Source organism: Nocardia sp. NPDC102475, from assembly GCF_055584605.1.
Window position 1 is genome coordinate 22,789 of sequence record NZ_JBVJLS010000011.1, and the last position, 25,740, is coordinate 48,528.

The 25,740-nt window shown below is 65.5% G+C and carries 28 protein-coding genes; 6 read left to right on the forward strand and 22 right to left on the reverse strand.

Annotated features, from left to right (window positions below; genetic code table 11):
* Position 1: 1 nt before the first annotated feature.
* Together ACZ60G_RS20625 and ACZ60G_RS20630 are read right to left on the reverse strand one after the other, a co-directional pair.
* Positions 2-1,303, reverse strand: coding sequence for a carotenoid oxygenase family protein (locus ACZ60G_RS20625; protein WP_465811648.1), 1,302 nt, complete (start codon positions 1,301-1,303; stop codon positions 2-4).
* Positions 1,304-1,319: 16 nt separating this feature from the next.
* A complete protein-coding gene (locus ACZ60G_RS20630; protein WP_465811649.1) occupies positions 1,320-1,880 on the reverse strand; it encodes a hypothetical protein in 561 nt (186 codons plus the stop codon).
* Between the two features lie 90 nt (positions 1,881-1,970).
* Here ACZ60G_RS20630 and ACZ60G_RS20635 point away from each other — a divergent pair, with 90 nt between their 5' ends.
* Positions 1,971-2,489: a PadR family transcriptional regulator gene (locus ACZ60G_RS20635; RefSeq protein WP_465811650.1), complete on the forward strand. Its 519-nt coding sequence runs from the start codon at positions 1,971-1,973 to the stop codon at positions 2,487-2,489.
* Positions 2,490-2,675: 186 nt separating this feature from the next.
* Complete coding sequence (ald, locus tag ACZ60G_RS20640; RefSeq protein WP_465811651.1) at positions 2,676-3,782, forward strand: alanine dehydrogenase; 1,107 nt, start codon at positions 2,676-2,678, stop codon at positions 3,780-3,782.
* A gap of 27 nt (positions 3,783-3,809) precedes the next feature.
* Here ald and ACZ60G_RS20645 read toward each other — a convergent pair whose 3' ends face one another.
* Complete coding sequence (locus tag ACZ60G_RS20645; RefSeq protein ID WP_433635256.1) at positions 3,810-4,313, reverse strand: Lrp/AsnC family transcriptional regulator; 504 nt, start codon at positions 4,311-4,313, stop codon at positions 3,810-3,812.
* Between the two features lie 239 nt (positions 4,314-4,552).
* Between ACZ60G_RS20645 and ACZ60G_RS20650 the strand changes: the two genes are divergently transcribed.
* Positions 4,553-5,473 (forward strand): EamA family transporter, encoded by a 921-nt coding sequence (locus tag ACZ60G_RS20650; RefSeq protein ID WP_465811652.1) that lies wholly within the window; start codon positions 4,553-4,555, stop codon positions 5,471-5,473.
* A 198-nt stretch (positions 5,474-5,671) separates the two neighbouring features.
* On the opposite strand, the gene ACZ60G_RS20655 is transcribed toward ACZ60G_RS20650, so the two are convergent.
* The 7 genes from ACZ60G_RS20655 to ACZ60G_RS20685 all read right to left on the reverse strand — a co-directional run bounded on the left by ACZ60G_RS20655 (position 5,672) and on the right by ACZ60G_RS20685 (position 11,974).
* Positions 5,672-6,241 carry a DJ-1/PfpI family protein gene (locus ACZ60G_RS20655; protein WP_465811653.1) on the reverse strand — a complete coding sequence of 190 codons (570 nt, stop codon included), beginning with the start codon at positions 6,239-6,241 and terminating at the stop codon, positions 5,672-5,674.
* A gap of 60 nt (positions 6,242-6,301) precedes the next feature.
* Positions 6,302-7,690, reverse strand: a complete 1,389-nt coding sequence (locus tag ACZ60G_RS20660) for an amidase (RefSeq protein WP_465811654.1) — start codon at positions 7,688-7,690, stop codon at positions 6,302-6,304.
* A gap of 188 nt (positions 7,691-7,878) precedes the next feature.
* Positions 7,879-8,268 carry a D-ribose pyranase gene (gene rbsD / locus ACZ60G_RS20665; protein WP_040689574.1) on the reverse strand — a complete coding sequence of 130 codons (390 nt, stop codon included), beginning with the start codon at positions 8,266-8,268 and terminating at the stop codon, positions 7,879-7,881.
* Between the two features lie 24 nt (positions 8,269-8,292).
* The gene (locus ACZ60G_RS20670; RefSeq protein WP_465811655.1) at positions 8,293-9,237 is read right to left on the reverse strand and encodes a ribokinase; all 945 of its coding nucleotides are present in this window, start codon (positions 9,235-9,237) and stop codon (positions 8,293-8,295) included.
* A complete protein-coding gene (locus tag ACZ60G_RS20675) occupies positions 9,234-10,004 on the reverse strand; it encodes an ATP-binding cassette domain-containing protein (protein WP_465811656.1) in 771 nt (256 codons plus the stop codon). Before ACZ60G_RS20675 ends, ACZ60G_RS20670 begins: the two co-directional genes overlap by 4 nt.
* Before the next feature lie 9 nt (positions 10,005-10,013).
* Positions 10,014-10,982 carry an ABC transporter permease gene (locus tag ACZ60G_RS20680; RefSeq protein ID WP_040689581.1) on the reverse strand — a complete coding sequence of 323 codons (969 nt, stop codon included), beginning with the start codon at positions 10,980-10,982 and terminating at the stop codon, positions 10,014-10,016.
* Entirely contained in the window at positions 10,979-11,974 is a 996-nt protein-coding gene (locus tag ACZ60G_RS20685; protein WP_465811657.1) for a sugar ABC transporter substrate-binding protein, read from the reverse strand. The genes ACZ60G_RS20680 and ACZ60G_RS20685 overlap by 4 nt, the downstream gene beginning before the upstream one ends.
* Positions 11,975-12,139: 165 nt before the next feature.
* On the opposite strand from ACZ60G_RS20685, the gene ACZ60G_RS20690 reads away from it, so the two are divergent.
* Complete coding sequence (locus ACZ60G_RS20690) at positions 12,140-13,144, forward strand: LacI family DNA-binding transcriptional regulator (protein ID WP_465811658.1); 1,005 nt, start codon at positions 12,140-12,142, stop codon at positions 13,142-13,144.
* Positions 13,145-13,147: 3 nt separating this feature from the next.
* Here ACZ60G_RS20690 and ACZ60G_RS20695 read toward each other — a convergent pair whose 3' ends face one another.
* Genes ACZ60G_RS20695 through ACZ60G_RS20730 form a run of 8 tightly spaced genes read right to left on the reverse strand, consistent with a single transcriptional unit; the run spans position 13,148 to position 20,794 of the window.
* Positions 13,148-13,819 carry a 4-carboxy-4-hydroxy-2-oxoadipate aldolase/oxaloacetate decarboxylase gene (locus tag ACZ60G_RS20695; protein ID WP_465811659.1) on the reverse strand — a complete coding sequence of 224 codons (672 nt, stop codon included), beginning with the start codon at positions 13,817-13,819 and terminating at the stop codon, positions 13,148-13,150.
* 28 nt (positions 13,820-13,847) lie between these two features.
* Positions 13,848-15,056 carry an aspartate transaminase gene (locus ACZ60G_RS20700; protein WP_465811660.1) on the reverse strand — a complete coding sequence of 403 codons (1,209 nt, stop codon included), beginning with the start codon at positions 15,054-15,056 and terminating at the stop codon, positions 13,848-13,850.
* Between the two features lie 27 nt (positions 15,057-15,083).
* Positions 15,084-16,100: an L-idonate 5-dehydrogenase gene (locus ACZ60G_RS20705; protein WP_465811661.1), complete on the reverse strand. Its 1,017-nt coding sequence runs from the start codon at positions 16,098-16,100 to the stop codon at positions 15,084-15,086.
* A 37-nt stretch (positions 16,101-16,137) separates the two neighbouring features.
* Positions 16,138-16,893 (reverse strand): SDR family oxidoreductase, encoded by a 756-nt coding sequence (locus tag ACZ60G_RS20710; RefSeq protein ID WP_465811662.1) that lies wholly within the window; start codon positions 16,891-16,893, stop codon positions 16,138-16,140.
* Between the two features lie 38 nt (positions 16,894-16,931).
* A complete protein-coding gene (locus tag ACZ60G_RS20715) occupies positions 16,932-18,290 on the reverse strand; it encodes an MFS transporter (protein WP_465811663.1) in 1,359 nt (452 codons plus the stop codon).
* Positions 18,287-19,297 (reverse strand): 5-oxoprolinase subunit C family protein, encoded by a 1,011-nt coding sequence (locus ACZ60G_RS20720; RefSeq protein WP_465811664.1) that lies wholly within the window; start codon positions 19,295-19,297, stop codon positions 18,287-18,289. The genes ACZ60G_RS20715 and ACZ60G_RS20720 overlap by 4 nt, the downstream gene beginning before the upstream one ends.
* Positions 19,290-20,000, reverse strand: a complete 711-nt coding sequence (locus ACZ60G_RS20725; protein WP_465811665.1) for a 5-oxoprolinase subunit B family protein — start codon at positions 19,998-20,000, stop codon at positions 19,290-19,292. The genes ACZ60G_RS20720 and ACZ60G_RS20725 overlap by 8 nt, the downstream gene beginning before the upstream one ends.
* On the reverse strand, positions 19,988-20,794 hold the full coding sequence (locus ACZ60G_RS20730; protein ID WP_465811666.1) for a LamB/YcsF family protein: 807 nt from the start codon (positions 20,792-20,794) through the stop codon (positions 19,988-19,990). The genes ACZ60G_RS20725 and ACZ60G_RS20730 overlap by 13 nt, the downstream gene beginning before the upstream one ends.
* 274 nt (positions 20,795-21,068) lie before the next feature.
* Between ACZ60G_RS20730 and nac the strand changes: the two genes are divergently transcribed.
* Positions 21,069-21,980 (forward strand): nitrogen assimilation transcriptional regulator NAC, encoded by a 912-nt coding sequence (nac, locus tag ACZ60G_RS20735; RefSeq protein WP_465811868.1) that lies wholly within the window; start codon positions 21,069-21,071, stop codon positions 21,978-21,980.
* Here nac and ACZ60G_RS20740 read toward each other — a convergent pair.
* From ACZ60G_RS20740 to ACZ60G_RS20755, 4 genes are all read right to left on the reverse strand, one after another.
* Positions 21,974-22,900, reverse strand: coding sequence for a D-isomer specific 2-hydroxyacid dehydrogenase family protein (locus tag ACZ60G_RS20740; protein ID WP_465811667.1), 927 nt, complete (start codon positions 22,898-22,900; stop codon positions 21,974-21,976). The genes nac and ACZ60G_RS20740 overlap by 7 nt on opposite strands.
* A gap of 25 nt (positions 22,901-22,925) precedes the next feature.
* Positions 22,926-23,699 carry an SDR family oxidoreductase gene (locus ACZ60G_RS20745; RefSeq protein WP_465811668.1) on the reverse strand — a complete coding sequence of 258 codons (774 nt, stop codon included), beginning with the start codon at positions 23,697-23,699 and terminating at the stop codon, positions 22,926-22,928.
* Positions 23,696-24,211, reverse strand: coding sequence for a gluconokinase (locus ACZ60G_RS20750; RefSeq protein ID WP_465811669.1), 516 nt, complete (start codon positions 24,209-24,211; stop codon positions 23,696-23,698). Before ACZ60G_RS20750 ends, ACZ60G_RS20745 begins: the two co-directional genes overlap by 4 nt.
* A gap of 207 nt (positions 24,212-24,418) precedes the next feature.
* Complete coding sequence (locus ACZ60G_RS20755) at positions 24,419-24,823, reverse strand: hypothetical protein (protein ID WP_465811670.1); 405 nt, start codon at positions 24,821-24,823, stop codon at positions 24,419-24,421.
* A gap of 390 nt (positions 24,824-25,213) precedes the next feature.
* Here ACZ60G_RS20755 and ACZ60G_RS20760 point away from each other — a divergent pair, with 390 nt between their 5' ends.
* A complete protein-coding gene (locus ACZ60G_RS20760; protein WP_465811671.1) occupies positions 25,214-25,738 on the forward strand; it encodes a MarR family winged helix-turn-helix transcriptional regulator in 525 nt (174 codons plus the stop codon).
* Positions 25,739-25,740 lie beyond the last annotated feature (2 nt).

Genomic DNA, 25,740 nt, shown 5'->3' on the forward strand with positions numbered 1-25,740 from the left:
CTTATTTGTCGGCCAGCCAGTTTCCGTGAAATCCGTAGGGCACTCGGGCGGGTAAATGGATGGTCGCGACCGGTGGCGCGGCCAACTCGGACGCGTCGACGATGACGAGGTCGCTTCGGTCGGTGTCGGCGTTGTAGACGTAGGTCATGAGATAGCCGTCGCCGCCGGGGCGGTCGTCCGCGGGTGCGAATGCGGCCTCGGCCGGAATGCGGCCCGGACCGAATTCGTGTGCCGTGCTGGTGCCGGTGTGCAGGTCGTAGCGCAGTAATGCGCCGCTGTCCCCGGCGACGGTGGCGTGGCCGAAGCGGGAATCCAGACCCGCGAGCCGGTCGTCGATGCGCGGGAATTCGGCGTCGCGATCGTCGAGCTGTTGTTCTGCGACGGTGCCGGTGGCCAGATCGATGGTCCAGCGCCAGAGCGAGGCGTGCTCCGGAAGGTGCGCATCCTGCCGCCACAGATTGGGATAGCGGATCACATGCAGCACGATCCGGCCGGGCTCATCATGGGCATTGAGGGTGTGGAAGACGTAGCACGGATCGATCGGGAACCACCGGATCGCGCCGTACGGATCGTCACGTCGCAGCACCCCGAGCCGGGCCTGGTAATCGTCGCGCCACCGGAACGGCATGCCGCCACCGGATTTCGCGGTCTCGAGATCGAAAACCACTGGCAGATCCATGAATACGACATGGGTGGCGGTGAGGTTGAAGTCGTGGTGCATGGTCGCGGCGGGCACCTCGATCGGGCGGCTGACCACTAGATTGCCTGCGGCGTCCGCGCGGTGATAGGTCAGATAGGGCGCGGTAAAGGCGTAGCCGAAGAAATGCAGTTCGCCGGTGGTCGGGCAGGTCTTGGGATGCGCGGTCATGGCGGTGCGCAACTTGCCGTCGAAGTCGTAGGGCCCGACCGTATCCAGCTCGCGGGTCAATTCGTACGGATAGGACGATTCGACGAGTGCCAGGGTGCGTCCGGCGTGCCGGATGACATGTGTATTGGCGAGCCCCGCGGTGAGATCGAGGTTGCCTTCGGCATCGCGGACCTGAGCGCCGTCGGTGAAGGTTGAGGTGCGGACCCACCGGTTGCGGTAGGAGACCGCGCGGCCCTGTTCGAGCCGGACGCCGTGCACCATGCCGTCGCCGAGGAACCAGTGTGCGGAGGCCGCGGCATGCGGATTCGGGCCGTTGCGCAGGTACCAGCCGGTCAATTCGGCGGGAATCGTTCCGGTGACCGGTAATTCGTAGGCGGTGAGTTCTTCGGTGACGGGTGCGTAGTTGCCGGTGAGATGCGGAACCGAGGTGGACATGATGGGGCCGATCTGTTCAGGATGCGGAAGGATTGAGCGAGTTCGCCTTCGCCCGGATGTAGGCGACGTAGCGGATCGTGAAGAGCACCGGAAGGACGAAGGCGAGGACCTGCACGATGGTGCGCACACTCGAGGCGGAGTGCGCGAGCGCGGTCAGTGCGAGGCAGCCGATGACGAAACTCGCGGTCCACACCGAGGTGATGACATACGCCGTGCGGATGAAGACCGGATGATCCCAAAGTTCCTGCGGTGTGGTCTGTTTGGCGATCGGCAGCGTGAACGGCACGCGCACCGCCAGCGATAAGCCCGCTACCACGGCGAGCACTCCGGAGGACAGCGCCGGGGTGTATGGGTGCAGGGCGCTGTCCCGATCGGCGAAGGCGACGACGGTCAGCGCTGCGAAGAAGACGACCGAGCCGATATCGATGGCCATGGCTTCCGGTCGCTGACCGGCTCGGACCTGCTGGGCGATACCGAGTACCGAGACGCCGAGGGCGGCGAGCGCGGCCCACTGCCAGTACTGCGACGGGACTACCGCGAAGACGATCCATGGGGCGAAAGCGCGCAGATAGGACATGTCCGAGAACTCCTCGATATTCCAGTTTTGACATGTCTAAGTTAGAGGCTCAGCTTTCGACATGTCAATAGTGGAATGTAGGCTGATGGCATGAGTCTCCGGTATGCCCTGCTCGGACTGCTGGCCGATCGTCCGGCCAGTGGTTACGACCTGCTGCAACGATTCAAGGTGTCGCTGGCCAATGTCTGGCCCGCCACTCAGAGTCAGATCTATACCGAACTCACCAAGCTTGCCGATGCGGGCTCGATCGCGGTATCGGATGAGGGGCCGCGCGGCCGCAAGGAATACACGATTACCGACGCGGGCCTGGCGGATCTGCGGGAGTGGCTCACCACGACCAAGCCGAAACGTGTGGCGCGCAATGAAATGCTGCTGCGCGTCTTCTTTCTCGGCGCGGTCTCGCGGGCGTACGCCCGCGACTACCTGTCCGATATCGAAACCGGATCCAAGAAGGCCGGGGCCGAACTGGCCGCACTCGAGGCGTCGATCGACTGGGACGATGACGATCTGTCCGTTTACGGACGCATCGCGATGGAGTGGGGCAAGCGGTTCCACGCGATGAGCCAAGAGTGGGCCGAGTGGGCCATCGGTCAGATCCCGCAGCGCTAGGCCGAATATGTTTCGAACCGGGACTCCAGCCGGTCCTCGAATATGAATATCCGGATGCTCTGCTCACGAGGTAGAGAACTATCTTCACCAATATAGACCTGATCTTGAATGATCTTCATACTCGCACTGAGGTGATCGAATGGATCACATGTCGCCAATCCGCCGGATCGACGTACAGGAGTGTTGATGAAGATCGGAATTCCCCGCGAGGTCAAAAACCACGAGTACCGGGTCGCGTGCACACCCGCCGGTGCGCACGAGCTGGTTTCGCGCGGACACGAGGTGTACATCGAGGCCGGTGCCGGTCAGGGGTCGGCGTTCGAGGATATGGCGTATGCGGCCGTCGGGGCGCGGGTGCTGGACACCGCCGATGAGGTCTGGGGCACCGCGGAGATGGTGCTCAAGGTGAAAGAGCCGGTGGCCGAGGAGTATTCGCGCATGCGCGCGGGGCAGCTGCTGTTCACCTACCTGCATCTGGCGGCATCCAAGGAGTGCACCGACGCACTGCTCGACTCAGGAATCACCTCGATCGCCTACGAGACCGTCACCGGTAGGGACGGATCACTGCCGCTGCTCGCGCCGATGAGCGAGGTCGCGGGCCGGCTCGCGCCGCAGGCCGGTGCGTACCACCTGATGCGCAGCGGCGGCGGTCGCGGCGTGCTGATGGGCGGTGTGCCGGGGGCGCGTCCGGCGAACGTGGTCGTGCTTGGCGGTGGTGTCTCGGGGAGCAATGCGATCGCCGTTGCGGTCGGCATGCACGCGGACGTGACCGTGCTGGATCTGAATATCGCGCGACTGCGTGCCCTCGACGAGCAGTATCGCGGTCAGGTGCGGACCATCATCTCCAACTCCTTCGAGGTGGAGAGTCTGGTCCGGGAGGCGGATCTGGTGATCGGTGCGGTGCTGGTGCCCGGTGCGAAGGCGCCGACGCTGGTGTCCAATGACCTTGTCGCACAGATGAAGCCGGGTTCGGTGCTGGTCGATATCGCCATCGATCAGGGCGGTTGCTTCGCGGATTCGCGACCGACCACCCATGCCGAGCCGACCTACCGGGTGCACAATTCGGTGTTCTACTGCGTGGCCAATATGCCCGGCGCGGTGCCGTACACCTCGACCGTCGCACTCACCAATGCCACACTGCCGTACGCGATTTCGCTCGCCGAGCGCGGCTGGCGCGATGCGGTCGCCGCGGATCCGGGCCTGGCCGACGGTCTGAGCACACACCGCGGCCACCTGCTGTCCGAATCCGTTGCGGCGGCACACGATTACGCCGCCGAGAGGCTGGCCGCCTAGGGGATGGCCGCCGGGCGGGGTGGTGAGCTAAGCCATCGGGCTGGTTCGCGGGCGCACGTGCTCGAAGATGAGGATCGTCTCGGTGGAGGCGACCGCGGGATGTGCGCTCAGATGTTCCAGTACGAAGACCCGCAGCCCCTCGCTGTCGGCCGTGGCGACATGGATCAGATAGTCGTCGGCGCCCGCGATGAAGTAAACGTTCAGCACTTCGTCGAGTACGGCCAATTGCTCCCCGAACTCGGCGAGGTGCGGACGTGCGTTGGCATGCACCCGGACCGCGATCATGGCCTGTAGATTCCGCCCGAGTGCCGCCGGATCGATATCGGCGTGGAATCCGCGAATCACGCCGCGCTCCACCAGCGACCGCACCCGCCCCAGGCATGTCGAGGGCGCGATCCCCGCGACATCGGCGAGCGCACTGTTGGTCATGCGCCCGTCGCGTGCGAGCTGATCGAGCAGTATCCGGTCGATATCGTCCAACTGCACCGCCGGACGAGGCGTGGTCCGCACTGCACCGACCGCAGGCCCGATCGGTGAATCAATCTTCCTCACCAGGCCAACTGTATCGAAGATCATTCGATCCAGGGCCGGTCATCGCGCTAGGATCGTCGCGTGGATATCTATTGGCATGCTGTTACGCCGCCGCCGTGCGCCTGATCGGGCGCACCTGCTGAATTTCTGATTCGCGGTCCGGGCTGTTCCAGAGGGCGGTCTCGAGGTGATGTTGTGCGCCCGTTTCGAATCCCTGTCGAATTCGATGACGGAAGTGCATGGCCTTGTCTGATATCAAATCTATTGTTGCGGTTGAACATTCGGGTGTCGGCGCGTTCAGTGGTCCGGTTCCCATCCTGACCGCGGCGGTGCTGTGGGGGACCACCGGAACCACCAGTTCATTGGCTCCCGCGGGTGCGCCCGCGGCGGCGATCGGATCTGCCGGGTTGGTGCTCGGTGGGTTGTTGTTGTTCTTGTCCACCGGTGCGCGGTTGCGATGTACGCGCAGCGAGTGGTGGTTGGTCGTCGTCGGGGCGTTGGCCGTGGCGGGGTATCCGGTGACCTTCTATCCGGCCGTGGTGCGGACGGGCGTGGCCGTCGCCACCGTGATCGCCCTCGGTAGTGCGCCGGTTTTCGCCGGGCTATCGGCCTGGGTTGCCGGGCAGGGTAAACCGACCCGGCGATGGGTCGGTGCCACCGCGGCGGCGGTACTCGGCTGTGCTGTCCTCGTGCTCGGGCCCGAAATGATGGGCGGGACCGCACCGGTCGATCTGTTCGGCATCGTGCTCGCCGCATTCGGTGGACTCACCTACGCCGTCTATTCGCTGATCGGTGGAAGGCTCATCGCGCACGGCCATTCGTCGAATGCGGTGATGGGCACGATGTTCGGCATCGGCGGATTGCTCGTGCTGCCGGTTGTGGTGTGCACCAATACATCCTGGCTGCACACCGGTCGCGGCATCGCGGTGGCGCTGCATCTGGCAGTGTTCACCACCTTCGTCGCCTACCGCCTGTTCGGTTACGGTCTGCGACATACGTCCGCGCAGGTGGCGACGACATTGACGCTCGCGGAACCCGCCGTGGCTGCGGTGCTCGGTGTGGTCGTGGTCGGTGAGCGGTTGCCGATCGCGTCGTGGTGCGGGCTGGCGGTGCTGGCGCTCGGGCTCGCATTCCTGACACTCGGCGCGCGCGACCGCTGACAGGCGGCTCGACGCCTACCGATTCGCCTGGGCCAGTGCGGATTCGGCGGCGTCGAGCACCTTGCCGAAGGAGTAGAGGATCACCGGTTCGGCGAGCACGCGGGTGAACCATGCGGCCGCGAAGGGCAGGCGCGCTTCGGCGGTGGTGGTCCAGGTGACTCGCGTGCCGCCGTCGACCTCGGTGAAGATCAGCTGGCCTTACTGACCCGGGGCGGGCGCTTTGGCGCGCAACACCTCCAAGAACGCGCGCATCCACTGCGGATGGTCCGGCCAGGCGCGACCCGTCACGATATTGCCGTCGATATGGGCCGGACTGTCTTCCCATTGTGCGCCAACGGCATTCAGGTCAGGTGCCAACGCCGGATAGGCGCTCGACGAGCGCCCGTTCAGCGCGCCGACGGCAAGGAGAATCAGCGGACCATGGCACAGCGCCGCGATCGGTTTGTCCTCGTCGACGAAATGTTTGACGACCCTGCGGCACTCCGCATTGCCGCGCAGATACTCCGGCGCCCGTCCGCCGGGCAGTACCAACGCCGCGTACCGACTCGGATCGACATCGGCCAGCGCGATATCGGCGGGCCAGGTGTGTCCGGGTTTCTCGGTATAGGTATCGAAACCGTCGACGAAGTCGTGCACGACGAACTGCAGTTTCTTGGCGGTGGGGGCGGCCACCTGGACCTCGTACCCCTCCTCGAGCAGCCGCTGGTAGGGGTACATGACCTCCAGGTCTTCGGCCGCGTCTCCGGTGATCAGCAATACGCTTGTCACGGCACATCACCTCCGGTGCGAATTTTATCGACAATGGCAGCGCAGGCACGGGCTTTCGAGTTATGCGGGACGGGGGTGCGGGCGGATCTGTTCGAGTTGGGCGGCAACGGACAGGATGGTGGTCTCACCATTCGCCGGTCCGACCAGTTGGACCGCCAGCGGGAGCCCATCACTGGCCATGCCCGCGGGCAGTGACGCGGCGGGATGCCCGGTCACATTCCAGAATCCGGTGAAGGCGACCATGGGGACCGAGGCGAGTTGGGCGCGGACGGGGTTCGCATTGTCGAGGACGCCGACCCGCGGCGGACGGTGCGCGATAGTGGGGGTCAGCAGCAGATCGCACTTGTCGAAAATGCGATCGGCCTTGCGCGCCAAGGCTTCACCGCGACGCATGGCCCATTCGACGACCGGCCGGCGAGCCCAGGAACCGAGCATCAGGTTTTGGCGAGTGCGGCGTTCGAGCCGTTTCGGATGATCGACGAGGGGGATCTCGGCGTGCACGCCCCCGTAGAACTGCGGATAGAAGGCGGATGTGAAATCGGGATAGTCCGGATCGATCTCGGTGACCGTATGCCCCAGTTGGGCAAGGAGTTCGGCGGTGTCGTGTACCGCGCGCACATGTTCGGGAACCGCCTTGGCGAGCACCGTCTGTGATTTCGTGGAGTAGCCGATGCGCAGGCTGGTCGGTGTGCGCCGGGCGGCCTCCTCGAACGACAGCTCCGGATCGGGGGCGCGGAAACGGTCGGCCGGTGTGGCGCCGCGGATGACGTCGTAGACGATCGCGGAATCCAGCACGCTTCGGGTGAGCGGGCCGATGACGCCCAACGCCCACCACAGATGTTCGTTCGGTGCGGTCGGCACCCGTCCGCGCTGGGTTTTCAGGCCGAAGAGTCCACAGCAGGCGGCAGGAATCCGGATCGAGCCGCCGCCGTCACCGCCGAGTGCGGCGGGCACCAGCCCCGCCGCTACCGCCGCTGCGGAACCACCGCTGGAGCCGCCGGCCGAGCGGGTCCTGTCCCACGGATTGCGGGTCAGCCCGTAGGTGGTGGATTCGGTGTAGGGCCACTGCCCGAACTCCGGCATGGTGGTCTTACCGACGATGACCGCACCCGCCGCCCGGAGCCGCCGCACCACCTCGGCATCGGCGACCGCCGGAGTGAGGTTGGCGCGGGTGCCGAAGGTGGTCGGGACGCCCGCAACGTCGATCTCGTCCTTCACCGCGATCGGCACGCCGTGCAGCGGTCCGCGCGACGCGATGTCCTGCTGATCGCGTTCGATGGCTTCGGCGACGGCTTGCTCGTGCAGGACGCTGGTGAAGGCATTGAGCTCGCCCGCCTGGTCGATCCCGTCGAGGGTCGCCTCGATCAGTTCACGGGCCGTCAGCACCCCTTGATCCAGCAGCTGTCGCTGCTCCCACACACCCGCGGACACGACCTCGCGAAGATCCATCTCTACCGCTCCCTCCGACCCACACGTCGTGTCGATGCGAGCTGCGAGCAGTCGCCAAGCTGGCGTGACCTGTGGAATCAGTCATTGATCCGAGCACCCGACAGTAGATAGTCAACTGACCATTCCGCAATCGATACGGTCCGCACGTGCGCTGGGTTCAATGTTGCAAGTAACAATATTTCTGAACGCTACAGCCAGGGCACCCCGGCCCGCAGCAACACATTGGCATACGGGCGGGCCTCACCGGTGCGCACCACGAACCGGCAGGCCCCGATGCGCTGTTTGAAGTCGTCGTGGTCGATCAACTCCGCGTTCAGGCGGCCGCTGAGCAAGGCCGCGGCCTCCGGATTCTGGTCTGCGACGTCGCGGCTGCCCCAGGCGGCTTCGACGGTGACCTCGTCGAGGATCAGGTCGAGGATCGGCTCGAACCGGGGGAATCCATAGCTGATGCCCAGGTCGATGACCGGCACGCCGACGGGTGTCGGTAGACCGGAGTCGCTGACGGCGAAGAGGTCGGTATGGCGCAGCGCCGTGAGCGCGGCGAGCAACTCGGCGTGAATGAGTCCGCTGGTGCGCAAAGTTCGGTTCCTTCTCGAAGAGGGTCAGACAAGTGGCTGGGCCACGGGGATGGCCGCGAGCGCCGTGACGATCTGGTCCCCGGTGGGGTAGGAGGCGTGGGTTCCCGGCGTCTGGACGGCGAGCGCGCCGGCCGCGGTGGCGTAGGCCACGGCGCCGCCGAGCGGCATACCATCGGCGAGCGCGGTGGCCAGCGCACCGACGAAGGCATCGCCCGCTCCGGTGGAATCCACCGAATTCACCTGTGGCGCAGCCTGATATCCGCCTGCGACCGGTGCGGGCACATCGCAGCGGTGCGCCCAGACCGAACCGGCGGCGCCCAAGGTGGCGACGACGGATTGGACCCCGCGCAGGCAGAGTGAACGGGCCAGGTGGAATGCCTGTTCGGGTGTCCGCGCGGTGTTCCCGGTCAGTGCCGACAGTTCGGATTCGTTGACGATCAGCGGGTGGCAGCGGCGCAGCAGCTCATCCGGCAGCGCCGTGGCGGGCGCGGCATTGAGGACGAACCGGCGTGCCCGCCGCGCGGCCCATTCGACCACGTTCGGCGGCACTTCCAACTGTGCGACAACGACTTCCGCCGACCGCAGCAAGTCGGCCTCGGCCATGGTGTCGAGTTCGGATTCGGGTTCCCAGCGGAAGTTGGCGCCGGGATCGACCACGATCTGGTTCTCGCCGTCGGCGACGGTGATATAGGCCGTGCCGGTCCGTACGTCCCGCACCTCGCGCAGCGCGGTGAGCTCGATACCATACTCGCGCAACGATTTCCGCAATCCGGGATCGGCGTCACGACCGATTCTGCCGATGAATTCGACCCGGCCGCCCGCTCGGGCCGCCGCGACGGCCTGATTGGAACCCTTGCCGCCCAGGTTGGTTCGCGAGCGCAGCGCCAGCACGGTTTCCCCGGGCCGTGGCAGCTGCTCCACCTCACAGACGATGTCCTGGTTGACCGAGCCGAGGACGACAACCGTCACGACTCGGCTCCGTTCGCGGTGACCTCCAGATTGCCGGGTGCGGCGCCGGTGATCAGGGCGACCAGCCGGTCACCGTCCACCTCGTCGATCCGATGTGCCGCAACGGATCTGCCGCGCCGCAGCACCACCACGTTGTCACAGATCCGCATGACCTGTGCCAGATCGTGGCTGATGATCAATACGGTGATCCCGCGCTCGCGCAGGCCGCGCACCAGCTTCTCGACCGCCGCGGTCTCCCGCACGCCGAGTGCGGCGGTGGGCTCGTCCATGATCACCATGGATTTGCCCCAGGCCACCGCGCGGGCGATGGCGATGCTCTGGCGTTGACCGCCACTCATCCGGCGCACGGTGGTGCGCACCGATGGCACATCGACATCCAGATCGCGCAGGATCTCACCGCTGCGGGCGATCATCGCCCTGCGGTTGACGATGCCGAGCGGATATACCAACTCGCGGTTGAGAAACAGGTTCTGCCACACGGCCAGATCGTCGATGAGGGCGAGATCCTGATACACGGTCTCGATGCCCATCTTGCGCGCGACCTCCGGCGAGCGCAGGCGCACCGGTTCGCCTTTGAACAGGATCTGCCCGGTATCCGGTGTCTGCACGCCCGTCAGGCAGCGCACCAACGTCGACTTGCCCGCGCCGTTATCACCGACCAGCGCGGTGACCTCGCCCTCGGGAATCGTCAGCGAGACCCCGGCCAGCGCCCGCACCGAGTCGAAGGACTTGGTGAGCTCGCGCGCTTCTAGCAATGGAATCGTCATGTCCTGGGTCTACTTTCGGAAGCGGGCGATCCCGGCGGCCAGCAGCAGCACCGCGCCGACGGCGACCGGCTGGTAGTACTGCGAGATGCCGAGAATGGTGAACCCGTTGATCAGCGAGGTGAACAGCACCGCACCGCAGACGGTGCCGAGCACCGACGCCTTGCCGCCGGACAATGACGAACCGCCGAGCACCACCGCGGCGATCGAGCTCAGCAGGTAGGTGGTCTGCAGCGACGGATCCGCGCCGCCGTTGCGGGCGACCAGCATGACACCGGCAATGCCGCACAGCAATCCGGACATGGCGTAGGCGAACAGCCGGATGCGGTTCACCGAGATACCGGTGTCGCGCGCGGCCTCGAGTCGTCCGCCGGTGGCGAGCAGATGGGTGCCGATCCGGGTGCGGAAGATGATGCCCGCCACGACCAGTGCCGCGAGCAGTGCCAGCAGCCAGAACCAGCGCACCGGTCCGATGCCGTCGAGTGCGAGCCGTTGCAGGAAGCGGGAACTCACGGCCTCGGTATTGCCGTGCGTCAGCAGCAGTGTGATGCCGTTGAGCACGCTCAGCATGCCGAGTGTGACGACGAAATCGGTCATATGCAGTCGGCCGACCAGCACACCGTTGACGACGCCGACCGCCAGTCCACTCAGGATCGCGGCCCCGATGGCGACCGCCATCGGGTAGCCGTGGCTGGCCAGATAGCCGAGAACGGCTGCCGCCCATGGCAAGTTGGCGCCGACCGACAGATCGATGCCGCCGACGGTGATCGCGAACTGCTGACCGAGCGCGAGCACGGTGAGGATGGTCGAGGCGACCAGCAGATCGCCGATATTGTCCGCCGTCAGGAAGTTCGGGGTGGCGATGAAGAACGCCACCCACAAAACGACCAGGGCGAGCGGTGCCGCGAATTCGGCGACCTTGGCGAGGATCTCCGTGCGCCCCTCACGCGCGCGGAGTTCTTCGGTTGCCTCTGCGGTCACTTGTTCAGTAGCCCTTCCACTGGGTTGTCGAAGGCGACGATCGGACGCGGGAACGCCGCGATCTGCTGGTCGACATTGTCTTTGCCGATGAAGGCGATGGGGGAGACCACGCGCTCGGGCAACTTCTTGCCCTGGTGCTCGGCCAGGCAGCTCTGCACCGCGAGTTGTCCTTCGGCATACGGGTATTGGGTCACCGTGCCGGTTAGGGTGCCCGCCTTGACAGCGTCGAGGGCGGCCTGGATGCCGTCGACGGAGATCACCTTGATCTGACCGGTCCGGCCCGCGTTCTTGATCGCCTGTGCGGCGCCGAGGCCCATGGTGTCGTTGGCGGCGAAGATGCCGGTGATATCCGGATGCGCCTTCAGGATCGCCTCGGTGACCTGCAGCCCCTTGTCCTGTTCGTAGTCGGCGGGCGCCTTCTGGACGATCTCCAGCTTGCCCGTGACCGCATCGGTGAAGCCCTGATCACGGTTGATGCCGTTCTGCTCGCCCGCGATGCCCTGCAGGATGGCGACCTTGCCGGTGCCGCCGAGCGCCTCGAGCATCTTCTGCCCGGCGATCCGGCCCGCATCGAGATTGTCCGAACCGATGAAGCTCGCATACGACACCCCGGCCTGCGCGGAGGCCTTCGCGTCGATCTGGGTGTCGAGATCGAGGATGGGAATGTTCTTGCGCGCTACCGGCGTCAGCGGAGTGATCACATTCGTGGCATTGACCGGCACCACACCGAAGCAGTCGTAACCCTGCGCGGCCAGGGTGGAGATCTGGGCGTTCTCACCGTCGGCGTCCGTCTCGGACTGACCGGCCTGCACCGTGACCTTCACCCCGAGCTTCTGTCCCTCCGCGAGGGCGCCGTCACGCAACGCCGCCCAGTAGGGGTTGGTGAAGTTCCGGGTGACGATCGCGATCTTGAAGTCGCCGTCGCTCCCGTCCTGTCCACCGCGACCGCAGGCAGCGGCGGCAAGCGCGCCGATGAGGACAAGCGGCGCCATTGCACGCCTGAATCGAGCATTCATCGTGAGTTCGACCTATCCATCTCAGGTATCAACTCGTGTTGATCAACGCGAGTTGATGAGTAGTGTGTGACCCGAGTCACCGGCTGTCAAGTACTTGCGCGCAGTGCTTGGATGGACGGTCGGAGCAAGGAGAGATTTCGGATGGTAGTCACACGAGCCGACGTGGCGCGGCTGGCCGGCACGTCACCGGCGCTGGTGAGCTATGTGCTCAATGGCGGACCGCGGCAGGTCGCGCCCGCGACCAAGGCTCGCATCGAGGCCGCCATCGCCGAACTCGGCTATCGGCCCAATATGTCCGCGCGCAGCCTGCGCATGAACCGCGGACATGCACTGGGCATGGTGATTCCGGACGGCGCGAACCCGTTCTTCGCCGAACTGTCCGCGGTCATCGAGGCGGCCGCCTTCGCGCGGGGCTACCCGCTGTTCGTCGGCAATGCCGCCGGTGACGCGGAACGCGAACGAGCCTATGTGCGCACCTTCATCGATCGCAGAGTCGAAGGGCTGCTTGCGATTTCGTCGTCCTGGGAGACCGGCATCGCCGATGCCTGCGAGGAGGCGGGCATGGTGCTGGTGGCACTGGACCGCGTCATCGATCCGGCGCGTTGCGCGCACGTCATGTGCGATTCGGTGGCGGGCGCGGAGCATGCCGTCGCCCATCTCATCGAACACGGCCACCGCGAAATCGCCTGTCTGAGCGGCCCGCACGTGTCCACCGCCGAAGACCGCGTGCAGGGCTATCGAAATGCGCTGGCCGCCGCTGGACTCGCTGAAGGACGCATCGTGCGAACGGATTTCGGCGGAGCTTCTGGCTACCGCGCACTAGCCGATCTGATGGCCGACTCGCCCCGCCCCACAGCGATTTTCGTCACCAGCGACCTGCAGGCAATGGGTATGCTCCGCGCCGCCTACGATGCCGGTCTGCGCGTACCCGACGACCTCGCGGTGGTCGCCTTCGACGGAATCGAATACTCCCGCTACACCCGCCCGGGTCTGACAACTATGGTTCAGCCCACCCGTCTCATGGGCGAAACTGCGATTGATCTGCTGCTACAACAACTCGACGACCACACACCCCGTCCCGGAGTGGTGAACCTCGAAGCGGTACTTCACACCAGAGGTTCGTGCGGCTGTCCCGACGAGTTCTGAGGGTTACTGATCGACGGTGAGGCCCTTGGCTTCCAGGATCGCGGCCAGGTTCGAGACCTGGATGGGGGTCTCACCCGTTTTGTAGCGTTCGATGTAGGTGGCCTCGGCGGAGTCGCGGTCGCGGGAGGCCGCGATTGCGGATCGGATTTCTTCGCGTCGGATGACGACGACGCCGTCGCAGTCACCCTTGACGATATCGCCGGGGTAGATGACTTGGCCGCCGAAGACGAGGGGCTGATTGATGGGGCCGAGGGTTTCCTTGACGGTGCCCTCGATGCAGACGTGTTTGGCGAAGACCGGGAATCCGAGTTCGCGGATTTCTCGGGTATCGCGTACGCCGCCGTCGGTGACGAGAGCGGAAATGCCGCGGGCGGTACACGCATTGGCGAGGACGTCGCCGAATTGCCCGGCCGGCTGGTCGCCGGACGCCACGACGAGGACATCGCCGGGCTGGGCGTAGCTGATCGCGACCTGCAGCATGATGTTGTCGCGGGGATGGCAGACGACGGTGAATGCGGATCCGCAGAAGGACATGTCGCGGTCGATGGGTTTGATATCGGAGTCGAGTGCACCCTTGCGGCCTTGGGCCTCGTGGATGGTGGCCGCCGAGAAGGTGCCGATTTCGTCGATGAGTGCGCGGTCGGCGCGGTCGATCTTGGTGGTGATGTGAACCATGGTTTCTCCGTGATGGGTCGGGCTGTGGTCAGCTCAGTGCGGCAACGGCTTTCGCGATTTCGGCGGCGGCGGTGCGCAGCACGTCCTCCGAGGTGGCGAAGGAGATGCGCAGGTATGACGGTGCGCCGTAGGCGGAGCCCTGGATCGTCGCGACCGACGCGGCCTCGAGCAGATACAGCACGACGTCCTGGTCGTCGTGCAGCACTCGCCCGTCCGGTGTCCGCTTGCCGAGGAGTCCGGCGCATCCGATGAACAGGTAGAACGCGCCCTGCGGCCGCACCGGTGCGAGTCCTTCCACGTCGGCGAGCAGGTCGAACATGAGGTCGCGGCGCGCGCGGTAGCTCACGATCGACTCGGCGACGAATTTCTGGTCGCCGGAAATCGCTTCGGCCGCGGCCGCCTGGCTGATCGAGGACGGACAGGACGAGCTCTGCGACTGCAATTTGTTTATCGCCGCGATGAGCTGCGGGTGCCCTACTCCGTACCCGACTCGCCAGCCGGTCATCGCATAGGACTTGGACACTCCGTTGACGACGAAGATCTGATCGCGCAGTTGCGGCGCCACGGACAGCAGGCTCGGGGTGCGCTGATCGGTGAAGACGATCTCGTCGTAGATCTCGTCGCACAAGACGCTCACGTGCGGGTGCCGCTCCAGCACGGTGGCGAGTGCCGAGAGTTCCCTCGCGCTGTACACCGCGCCGGTCGGGTTGGACGGCCCGTTGAGGATCACCCATTTCGTGGCGGGCGTGATCGCCGCCTCCAATCCTGCTGCGGTGAGCAGGAATCGGTCCGATTCGGGACAGTCCACGACAATGGGCGTGCCACCGTGCAAGGTGACCATATCTGGGTAGGACACCCAGTACGGCGACGGCACGATGACTTGGTCGCCTTCTTCGACCGTCGCCATCAGTGCCATGAAGATGACCTGCTTGGCCCCGCCGCCGACGGTGATCTCGCTGTCGCCGATCGTGATTCCGGTCCGGTCCAGTATCCGCGCCGCAATTGCCTGCCGCAGCTCCGGAATACCGTTCACCGCAGTGTATTTGGTGAGCCCGGAGTCCATGGCCGTGATCGCTGCGGCTTTCACATGATCGGGGGTGTCGAAATCCGGTTCGCCGACGGTCAGGTCGAGGATCACCCGACCCGACGCGCGCAGCTCGCGAACCAGTTGTGCCGCAGCAGAACTCGGCGACTCACGCATCCGCTGGACACGGACGGCGAGGGCGACAGGGGACATGCTTCCTCCAGGGATCGACATAGGGGTTCAGAACGCCAGCAGCACTTTGGCGGAGGCCGCGGCATCCTTGGCGACGGCGAAGGCCGCCAAGGCATCTCGAACGGGGAACTCGTGGCTGATGACCGGCTCGACGACCAGGCTCCCGTCGGCGAGTGCGTCGAGCACCGCGTCGATCTCGTCGTTGAACCGGAACGATCCGACGACCTCGAGTTCGCGCGTGATGACCAGCGACAGCGGTGCGGGCTGAAGTCCGGTGGGCAGTAGCCCGAGCAGCACCACCCGGCCACCTCGGGTGGCGCCGCGAATGGCGGATTCGAGTCCGAAGCGGTTGCCGGAGCATTCGATGACGATGTCGGCGTCCACCGCGGCGATCGTGTCGGTGTCGTCGGCCTTGAATGTTGTGGTCGCGCCGAGTTCGCGAGCGATGGCCAATGGATAATCGTGGATGTCGACTGCCGTGATCGCGGCGGCACCGGCCCGGCGCAGCACCGATACCACCAGCGCGCCGATCGGGCCGCAACCGATCACCAGTGCGGTCTTTCCCGCGACGTCCCCTGCGCGCGAAACTGCATGCCAGGCAACCGAAGCCGGTTCCGCGACGGCGGCCGTTCGCAGCGAAAGACGATCGGGCAGCGGACGGAGCATCCGGGACGGTATCACCGCATACCGCGTGAATGCGCCTTGCGTATGGGGGAATTGGGCCGCGCTGCCGAGATAGGTGCACCCGGGTGAGAGGTTGGGGCGATCGGCCGGATAGCGCGGGCTGTCGCCGCCGGGTGTCGCCGGATGCACCGCCACCCGGGTGCCCGCCCCTGGCCCGCTCTCATCCGCGGCCTGCAGGACCACCGTGCCGACCACCTCGTGTCCGAGCAGCATCGGCGCCTTCAGGATCGATTCGCCTGCGGCTCCGTGGGTCCAGTAGTGCAGGTCGGAGCCGCAGATACCGCCGTACGCGATCTCGACGACCGCATCGGAGGATCCCGGCGGTGTCAGGGCGATGGCTTCGACGCGAAGATCGCCTGCGGCGTACGCCACGACTCCCATTGTGCGAGAAAATAATTCGGTTGACGACATCGCCGTCTCAATCCTGTCGCCGGACGAATTCGAGTCCGCCAGGCACCTGGAAGGTGGGCGTGATCTCGATCAGGCCCAGGTTCACATGCCGCGGTGCGTCGATCGCGAATTCGATGGTCTCGGCGATGTCCTTTGTCGTAATGGATTCGTAGCCTTCGTAATAGGTCTCCCAGGCCGCCCGCATCGCCTCGGGTGTGCCACCGAGATTGCGTCCGAAGATTTCGGTCTCCACCCGGCCGGGGCAGATCTCGGTGACCCGGATGCGCTTGCCGATGACATCGTTGCGGAGCTGGCGCGAGATCTGGTGGATCGCGGCCTTTGTCGCGTGATAGGCCGTGTGGCCGTAGAAGTTGTACAGACCCGCGATGGAGCTGATATTGACGACATGGCCGAGGTCTCGTTCGACCATGCCCGGCATCAGCAGCCGGCACAGATGCAGCACGGCACGGAGATTGACATCGACCATGGCATCGACCGATTCCGGTGCTGCGTCGAGGATATTCCCGGTGGCCGATACCCCGGCATTGTTGACCAGGATGTCGATTTCGAGGTGGCCGACCGCACCGGTGAGTGCGGCGGTGTCGGTGATATCGACGGCCAGGGGGATCATTCCGGTCCGTGCGGCCACTTCGTCGAGCCGCGCGGCATCGCGGGCGACGCCGTAGACGGTGAGGCCACGTTTGGTGAGCGTCTCGGTGATCGCGGCACCCATGCCGGTATTGGCTCCGGTGACGAGGGCGGTTCGGTAGTCGTCGAAAGGCATGACACTCCTTGTCTCGGGTGAGGCCGGTCTGCTTCTGGTCAGAGCGTGTCGCGCAGGGGCAGGTGCGCACGGTCGGTGACGGTGCTGACCGCCGCGAGTGTGCCGAGGGCGGTGGCGACGGCATAGACGGCCGGGACATAAATGCCGAAATGCGGGATGAGCCAGGTCATCAGCAGCGGTGCGGTACCGCCGAACAGCGCCGAGGAGATGTTGTAGCCGAGGCCGTAAGCGGAGTACCGGACCCGGGTCGGGAACAGTTCGACGATGAGGATGTGGATGACCGCGGTGTGCCCGGCGAAGACGACCGCCATGATGCAAGCGCCGAGCACCGCGAGTGCGAAGCTGCCGGTCGCGATGAGGGCATAGCAGGGGATGGCGCCGACGGCCATCGCGAACGCGGCACCGGCGATCACCTTCTTGCGGCCCAGCTTGTCCGACAGTGCGCCCATGAACGGAATCGCGATGCTGATCGCGACCAGACTGGCGGCGGTGACGATAAGTGCTGTGCCGGTGGAGAATCCGATCTTGTCGCCCTTGAGGAAGGTCGGCATGTAGGAGAACAGCACGTAGTAGCCGGAGCCGTTCATCAGCGGGATGAACAGGGCGAGCAGCATGGCCCTACGGTGTTCGGGCGTCGCGAACGCTTCCTTCAGCGGATTGCGTGACAGGCCACCGGATTCCTTGAGCTTGCCGAAATTCGGGGTGTCGCTGATGGCGCGGCGGATGTACCAGCCGATCAGGCCCATCGGGATCGCGATGAGGAACGGAATCCGCCAGGCCCAGCTGCCGAATCCGCCGCCGTGGATGGCATTCGCGTTCAACCACGGGGACATCGTGAAGGCGACGAGGGTGCCGGTGAGCAGCGCGAGGAAGGAGGCGATCTGGGCGTAGCTGGTGATCAGTCCGCGCTTGCCCTCGGGCGAATGTTCGGCGAGGAAGGTCATCGCACCCGCGGCCTCACCGCCGACCGAGAATCCCTGTGCCAACCGCAAGGCGACCAACAACACGGGTGCCGCGACGCCGATCGCCGCGTAGGTCGGCAGGATGCCGATACCCGCCGTCGCGACGCTGATCAGCATGATGACGAAGACGAGCATCTTCTGGCGGCCGATCTTGTCGCCGAGGATGCCGCAGATCACCGCGCCCAGCGGACGCACGAAGAAGGAAATCGCATATCCGGCGAAGACCAGCAGCAATGCGTCACTCGACTTGGAGACATCGAAGAACACGATGGCAAGGGCGGTCGCCATGAAGGCGAAGATGCCGTTGTCGTAGAGCTCGACGAAGATGCCGACGCAGCCGGCCAGTACGACCTTGCGGATCGAGCCGGACGGCGCCGCGTGCGTATGGTCGGTGGGCACGGACCCGGCCGGGGCCGGAGAGATCGTGTCGGTCATGGGTACTCCAGGTGGCAAGTGTTGGTGTGGACGGGAATTCGGAGGCTGTCGTAGGCATTTGCCACACGGGTGCGTAGTCGATCGATCGCGGCCTGCTGCGCGCGGTAGCGGCGCACCGCGTCGGGAATGCCGATGTGCCGGAATCGGATTCGCTGACCGGGCCGGGCTTGGCCCAGTTGCGACAAGCCGGTTGCGGTGACGACCGCGAGCACCGGATAGCCCGCTGTCACGCCCCGGCCGCGGTGCAGTACGAGCAGCTCGTTTCCGGCGGGCACTTCGACGGCTCCGATCGGTACGCCCCGGGATAAGACCTCGGTCCGGCTCTCTCGTTGTGGGACGGCCCCATCGGGACTCAGCCGAAGTCCGATGTGATTGCTGTTGTCGCCGACGACGAACGCGGTGTCGAACAGTCGCGTGGCGGTCCTGCCGAATTCGGCGATATCGGGTCCGTCGGTGACGTCGACAGTCCAAGTTCGGGTGAACGCGTGACGTTCGATGTCGAAGTGGAACAAAGGAATTCGGAAGTGCGGGTGGTCGAGTAGCGGACCGTCGACCTCGACATCGACATTCGCACCCGCTGTCAGTTGTCGACCGAAACCGAGTACCGGATCCGGAGCGCAGCTGTCGAGCAGGTAGTTCGCGGAAATCGTCCCGTGCACCGCGATGTAGACCCGGAGACCGTCACGGATGTCGCGAACGGTGAGCTCGGCGCCTGCCGCCCACATGAACGGTTCCCACTGGGCGCGGGTGACACCGTCGACGCATACGTCGGCGGGCGCACCGGTGATCGCGACGAGCAGATCGGTGCTCGCGACCGCACCGAAATCCAGCGCGACCAGTTCGAGCAGCGGCGCCGTGCGCGCACTGCCGACCAGAGCGTTCGCGACCTCGGCGCTGTACTGGTCGAGGGCGCCGCCGGTCAACTGGCCGATCCGGGCGGCCCGGCGGCGGCCCAGATCCTGGACGGTGGTGATCCCCGGGGTCCTCACAGTGATGGTCTCAGCCATGCAGCACCCCCTCGAACCGGGACCATTCGTGGGCCGCAATGGCATGGAACAAAAACGTATCGCCTGGCCGGAAGGCGGACAGCGGCTCTGTTGTCGGGTCGACCATGGTGCGCGGGGTTCGACCTATGACAGGCCATCCGCCGGGCGCGGGCCGTGCCGATACGACCGCCTGCCGACCGGCTACCGCCACGGCTCCGGCGGGTACATGCGGGCGCGGGACGACACGTCGGGATACCGGACGCGGAAAGGCGGGACCGTCCAGCATCGGCGCGCCGCCCGGAGATCCGAAGCAGCGCATGGTGAGTGGCGCGGATCCGTGCACGCGGATCACCTCGGCCGGGAACAACCCCAACTGGTCGGCCACATCGTCGAGATCCGGACCGTACTCGCCGCCGTAGACCACGGGGATATCGAAATGCCGGGCCGGGCGTTGTTTCGGTGCCACCGATTCTTGTGCGAAATTCGCGAGCAGCAGTCGAATATCGTCGTGAGTGCATGCCGCGCAGTCGAATTCGATGAGCACGGCGTCGTAGGTCGGAATGATGCCGGTAATCGCGAAGTGGTCCGCATCGGTGTCCAGGGCGGCCGCGATCGCGTGCACAGCTCGCCAGCATTCTTCTCGGTCGGCACCCTGCGCGGTGACGCGTACGGCGGAATCACCGCAGTCCGCGACCTGGAATGCGGCTCCCGCTATGCCGAACATGGTTCGTTTCCCTGACCGGCACGATCCGCGAGGATCTGGGGCAGCGGGACTATCTGCACACCTGCGGCAGTGAGCGCGGTCCGGATCGCCCGTGCACGGCGCACCGCGTCTCCGTTGTCGCCGTGCAGAAGCAGCGTGTTCGGCTGGACGGAAAGCCTTGTGCCGTCGACGGATTCGATGAACTCCTCGGTCACCATGCGCACCGCGCGCCGGGCGAGGACCGCAGGGTCGTGAATGACCGCACCCGGCTCGGATCGCGGGACGAGGGTGCCGTCGGCGCGATAAGCGCGGTCCACGATGCCGACGATGCCGACCCGAATCCCCCGTGCGCGAGCGTGGTCGGCGAGTTCGCCGTCTTGGGCGAGCACGATCAGGTTCGGATCGAACGACCCGACGGCATCGACCACAGCCGCGGCGTAGTCGGCGCGGGTCGCCACCAGGTTGCCCAGTCGGCCGTGCGGCGCCACATGCGACACCCTGGTGCCGTGCGCGGCGGCGAAGGCGTGCAGCGCGCCGAGTTGGTACAGGACATCGGTGCGGACCTCGTCGGCCGAGAGGTCCATGGCCCGCCGGCCGAAGCCGACCAGATCCGGGAAGCTGGGGTGCGCGCCGATCCCGATGCCGCGGGCAACGCACTGCCGGACCGTGCGGTCCATGGTCTGCGGATCGCCCGCGTGGAAGCCGCAGGCGATATTGGCGGAGGTGAGGACGTCGAGCAGTGCGTCGTCATCGCCCATCGTCCACGCCCCGAAACTCTCACCGATATCGGCGACGAGATCGATCTGCCATGCCATGGATGCCTCCGCTGGGTGGGAAACTGCGAGCACCGTATGAGTGAACGTGCGGTGTAAAAGGACGCTACGCAGGTTCGCCCTCGCGCGGGTAATACCGGTTTCGGGTGAGGCAATAACAAACCTCTATGGTGTCTGAGCAGCGACTATGCGGCGAGCTGACAATGTCGGCCGGAATTCGGTACCGCCGCGTTTCCGTAGGACAACAATACGGAAATCATCGCGTGCGACGACGTTGCTGCGAGAAAGGTGGATCGACGACGTGGATACCCGACGCTTGTTTTCGTTCGTGCGCATCGTGGATGCCGGCAGCATCACCCGTGCGGCGGATATCCTGCACATCGCGCAGCCCGCGCTGAGCCAGCAGATGACGGCCCTGGAGGCGCAGTTCGGTCAGCAGCTGCTGATTCGGCACAAACAAGGCGTCGAACCCACCGATGCGGGCCGGGCCCTGTACCGGCACGCGCAGATCATCCTGCGTCAGGTGCAGAGCGCACAGGCCGAGGTGAGTGTGGTCGGCCGCGAACTGGCGGGCGGTGTTTCCGTCGGGCTGGCGCCCTACAGCACGGTCAACGCGATCGCCCTGCCATTGCTGACCGCGGTGCGCGAACGGTATCCGAGCATCCTGCTGCATATCAACGAGAACTTCGGCGGCGTGCTCAGCGAGGCGATGATGACCGGCCGGATGGATATGGCGCTGCTGTACGACACCGGACCGATCAAGGGTGTGACCTTCGAGCCGCTCCTTACCGAGGAACTGATGGTCGTCGCCCCGGCGGGGACCGGGCTGCCCGGTACGACCGGTTCCGCGGTCTCGATCGCGCAGCTGAAGGGACTGCCGCTGCTGCTGCCCGGCCCGATGCACACGATCCGGAAGGTGGTGGAGCAGGCCTACGATCACGCGCTGGAACATGCGCATGTCGTTGGGGAGGTGGAGTCGGTCGCGCTGATGGCGCAGGCCGTGCGAAATGGCTTGGGCGCCACCGTTTTACCGTTGTCGGTGGCCCGCCGGATCATGACCGTCGAGAACTTGGAACTGCGCCGCACCGAACCGGCGATCACGGTCCAGGTCTCGTTGGGCACCCCGACCAATCAACCGCTGTCCAAACCGGCGGAAGCCGTGCGCGAGATATTGCGCGCCGTCGTGGCCAACTACGTCAGGAACAGTGCGGGGCGCACGGCTCAATAACCCCGTCGGATATCGATGGTCGCGAGCAGCGGCTGTCCGGCGGCGAACCGTTCGACATTCGTCGCGACGTGATCGGCGAGCACCGCGGTGAGGCCCGTCGAGGGATTGGCGACATGCGGGGTGACGATGGCATTGGGCAGTCTCCAGAGGGGATGGTCCGCCGGAAGTGGTTCGGGTTCGGTCACATCCAGGGCGGCGCCGCCGATCGATCCGTCCTCGAGTGCGCGTACCAGCGCATCGGTGTCGATGAGCGAGCCACGGGCTACGTTCACGATCCAAGCGGTCGACTTCATTCTCGCGAGAGCGTCCGCATCCACGAGGTGTGCGGTGTCCGGTGTCGCCGGTGCGGCGAGTACGAAATGATCTGTTCGCGACCAGATTTCGGTCGTCCGGTCCGCGGCGACCGTCTCGGCGGCGCCGGGCACCGCAGCGCCCGACCGGGTGACTGCCAATACCTGTGCACCGAATGCGGTGAGCAAGGGGATCATGGCGCGGCCGATGCCGCCACAGCCGACGATGGCCACGGTCGAGCCGTACAGCGTCCCGACCCGCGGGTCGAAATCCGTTTTGCGCCAGGATGTCGCGCGTACCTGTTCGGCAAGGACCCGTACACCGGCGAGCAGGAGCAGGACGCCGTGCTCGGCGACGTTGCGCGCGTACGCACCGGCCGCTGAGGTCCAGACGCGAGTCTCATCGATGATCCCGGCGGAGATCCAGGGTTCGACGCCGGCGGAGGGCAACTGCACCCAGCGCACTGCGTCGGGCAGCCGGTCGGGGAAGGTGGCCGGTCCCTGCGTCCACACCACCGCGTCCGCGTCGGCGAGTGGAACGAGAATGCCGTCGCCTTGCTCGATCGCTCTGGCGAGGGCGGGATCGGAATCGGGACCGAGGTGGATTCGGGGACGGCTGATATTCGGCACGGTTGCCTTTCGGGCTGGAAGTGGATCAGACGACGGCGGTCAAACCGCCATCGACATACAGGATCTGGCCGTTGACGAAATCCGAGGCGGGCGAGGCGAGGAACAGCAGCGCCCCGACCAATTCCTCGGTACGTCCCCAGCGTCCAGCCGGTGTGCGCCTGGTGAGCCAGTCACTGAAATCGGAGTCGTTGACCAGCGCCGAGGTCAACTCGGTATCGAAATAGCCGGGCGCGATCGCATTGACCTGCAGTCCCAATGGAGCCCAATCCGCGCACATGCCGCGGGTGAGCATTTTCAGCCCGCCCTTGCTCGCCGCATACGGTGCGATACCCGCCCGGCCCAATTCGCTTTGCACCGAACAGATATTGACGATCTTGCCGCGTCCGCGTTCGACCATAGCGCGGGCGAATTCGCGCCCCACACAGAAGGCGCTGAAGAGGTTGGTATCGAGCACGCGACGGAAATCGGCGTCGGAGAATTCGAGCAGCGGACTGCGATGCTGGACTCCGGTGTTGTTCACGACGATATCCACCGGACCGATCTGGTTTTCGACCTGCTGCGCCGCGGCGATCACCCGCGCGGAGTCCGTCGCATCGAACGCACAGACGTGGACTAGTGCGCCGGTCTTGTCTGCGATCTCGTCCCGGCTGCAGGCGAGTGCCGCGGCGTCACGGCCGTTGAGGACTACCGTCGCTCCCGCCTCGGCGAGCCCGGTTGCCAGTGCATATCCGATACCGCGGCTCGAACCGGTGACGAGGGCGATCTTGCCCTCGATATCGAAACTCCGGTGCGCACTCACCGCGCCACCGCCCGGTCCCGCGCGAAATCGACAACCGACCGCGCGATCTCGTCCGGCCCCGCCCCGACATCCAGTACGAGCCCGAACTCATCCGGGTCCAGCGCCTCCAGCGATGCGAGTTGCGAATCGAGCAGGACGGGTCGCATGAAATGCCCGCGCCGTGCCACCATCCGCGACCGAATCGTGGCGGGTGCACCGTCGAGGTGCACGAAAGCGACTGGCGCAGAGATACTTCGGAGCACATCCCGATACCGTCGCCGCAGCGCGGAACACGCCACCACACCGGCACTTCGCGTGCCCATCCAGTCGCGCACGGCCTCGAGCCATGGTGCCCGGTCCACGTCCGTCAGCGGGATACCCGCGGCCATCTTCGCGACATTCGACGGAGAATGCAGATCATCGGCATCCAGGAACTCACCGCCCACCATCCCGGCGACCTGCCGCCCGATCGTCGACTTCCCGCAACCCGTCACGCCCATCACCACAATGTGGGGTCGCCGATCGCCGCCCATGAATATTCCCGTCCGCCGGTGTCCAGATACGCAGATCGACCATGCCCGAACCCACCGCCACAGGGCAATGATCAGGCGATACCGGTTCTGGAGGACGTCATAACGAAAGGCGAGGGCTCAATGTTGTGCGGCTGCTTTTCGATCCACGGCTGGTAGCAAGCAAGCCACACCGACGGCCGCGAGGCCGTCGGTGTGAATGAGGCTCGGTTATCCGCAGTGGACTCCGAATTCTTCCCAGAGGTCGTCTTTGATGCGGCCGCCCCAGTCGATGCACTTGCCTTCGGCTTCGACCTTCGCGTACGCGTAGTCGGAGAAGACGCGGTCGTCGTTTATGACCACCTGGGAGTGGTCCTTCGACTGCCGCACGGCGGCGCCCATCGAGATCGGCTCGCCCGGCTTGTCGCGCACGGTGACCACACAGTTGGTCCTGCCGTTGTAGGTGAGAAAGACTGTGCCGCCCTTCAACTCGTGCGAGTCGATCACCTTGAAGCCTTCACCACACTGGCCGTCGTACGTTGCCGCGGACGCAGTGGCTGGGAGGAATACTGCCAACCCGGCAGTGATCCCGATGGCGGCCGCACAGACGGCGATCGGCTTCTTGATGTTGATCAAGGTCGAACCCTTTCGTCTTTCATGTGACATCTAGCGTTCGGCTAGTTACCCCGCACGCTCGGCACCCAAACTCGGGCACCATCGCTGCGGCCACGCCGAACCTACGGCGGCGGTTGATGACTGAGTATTTGCGGCCTCCCAGATCTGGGAACGCATCAGCCCCAGACCAACAGCAAGACCACCGCGGCGATGAACAAGCCGAGGATGCCGGCACTGGTCCAGCCCCATGCGGCGCCCTTGGAGATGGCGGGCAGCAGTGATACGAGTGCGGCGCCGAGGCCGATCGCCCCGAGTCGGTCGAAATCAGGGAAAGTATGTTGAGCGCATACTATGTGTGCTATACACGCTGTAGGGCATATACATGGCATGTGCTAGTTGCACATGATGTGTGTGACGCACATCGCGTGGTATACCTGGTGCTACGGAATCCAGGCGCAGGTCGGCGCGGATCGGCAGAAGGACCCCGAAATGGACAAAACCCTCGACAAGATCGAGTTCGAGACCATGCTGTTCGGCCGGTACAGCCTCGCCTCCCGGCAGCCCGGCGGGCGTCGACTCGATCGCAACACGTATACGTTGCTCAATCGGCTGCGGGTGGCAGGCCCGATGACGCTCGGGCAGCTGAGCGAGGCGGTGGGTCAGGATGTGTCGACGTTGAACCGGCGGACCGCGGCCATGGTGCGCGACGGTGTGGTGGAGCGCATTCCGGATCCGGATGGCGGCATGGCCCGCAAATTCCGCATTACCGCCGAAGGTGAACGGCAACTCGACCGCGAACGCGACGAATCGCTGCAAACCTTGGCGACGATCCTCGCGGACTGGTCACCGCAGGACGCGGCCACCTTCGCCGATTACCTGCAGCGTTTCAATATCGATATCGAGCGCTATCTCGGCCGTCCCTGGCCGCGCCCGTAGTC

Excerpts from the sequence above, each read along its gene's own strand:
- ACZ60G_RS20695 (WP_465811659.1), bottom strand. The coding sequence starts at position 13,819 with ATGGTTCACATCACCACCAAGATCGACCGCGCCGACCGCGCACTCATC.
- ACZ60G_RS20635 (WP_465811650.1), top strand. The coding sequence starts at position 1,971 with ATGAGTCTCCGGTATGCCCTGCTCGGACTGCTGGCCGATCGTCCGGCC.
- ACZ60G_RS20625 (WP_465811648.1), bottom strand. The coding sequence starts at position 1,303 with ATGTCCACCTCGGTTCCGCATCTCACCGGCAACTACGCACCCGTCACC.
- ACZ60G_RS20730 (WP_465811666.1), bottom strand. The coding sequence starts at position 20,794 with ATGGCATGGCAGATCGATCTCGTCGCCGATATCGGTGAGAGTTTCGGG.
- ACZ60G_RS20715 (WP_465811663.1), bottom strand. The coding sequence starts at position 18,290 with ATGACCGACACGATCTCTCCGGCCCCGGCCGGGTCCGTGCCCACCGAC.
- ald (WP_465811651.1), top strand. The coding sequence starts at position 2,676 with ATGAAGATCGGAATTCCCCGCGAGGTCAAAAACCACGAGTACCGGGTC.
- ACZ60G_RS20690 (WP_465811658.1), top strand. The coding sequence starts at position 12,140 with ATGGTAGTCACACGAGCCGACGTGGCGCGGCTGGCCGGCACGTCACCG.
- ACZ60G_RS20650 (WP_465811652.1), top strand. The coding sequence starts at position 4,553 with ATGGCCTTGTCTGATATCAAATCTATTGTTGCGGTTGAACATTCGGGT.
- ACZ60G_RS20720 (WP_465811664.1), bottom strand. The coding sequence starts at position 19,297 with ATGGCTGAGACCATCACTGTGAGGACCCCGGGGATCACCACCGTCCAG.
- ACZ60G_RS20725 (WP_465811665.1), bottom strand. The coding sequence starts at position 20,000 with ATGTTCGGCATAGCGGGAGCCGCATTCCAGGTCGCGGACTGCGGTGAT.
- ACZ60G_RS20685 (WP_465811657.1), bottom strand. The coding sequence starts at position 11,974 with ATGGCGCCGCTTGTCCTCATCGGCGCGCTTGCCGCCGCTGCCTGCGGT.
- ACZ60G_RS20705 (WP_465811661.1), bottom strand. The coding sequence starts at position 16,100 with ATGGGAGTCGTGGCGTACGCCGCAGGCGATCTTCGCGTCGAAGCCATC.
- ACZ60G_RS20660 (WP_465811654.1), bottom strand. The coding sequence starts at position 7,690 with ATGGATCTTCGCGAGGTCGTGTCCGCGGGTGTGTGGGAGCAGCGACAG.
- ACZ60G_RS20750 (WP_465811669.1), bottom strand. The coding sequence starts at position 24,211 with ATGGGCGGCGATCGGCGACCCCACATTGTGGTGATGGGCGTGACGGGT.
- ACZ60G_RS20700 (WP_465811660.1), bottom strand. The coding sequence starts at position 15,056 with ATGTCCCCTGTCGCCCTCGCCGTCCGTGTCCAGCGGATGCGTGAGTCG.
- ACZ60G_RS20710 (WP_465811662.1), bottom strand. The coding sequence starts at position 16,893 with ATGCCTTTCGACGACTACCGAACCGCCCTCGTCACCGGAGCCAATACC.
- ACZ60G_RS20675 (WP_465811656.1), bottom strand. The coding sequence starts at position 10,004 with ATGACGATTCCATTGCTAGAAGCGCGCGAGCTCACCAAGTCCTTCGAC.
- ACZ60G_RS20630 (WP_465811649.1), bottom strand. The coding sequence starts at position 1,880 with ATGTCCTATCTGCGCGCTTTCGCCCCATGGATCGTCTTCGCGGTAGTC.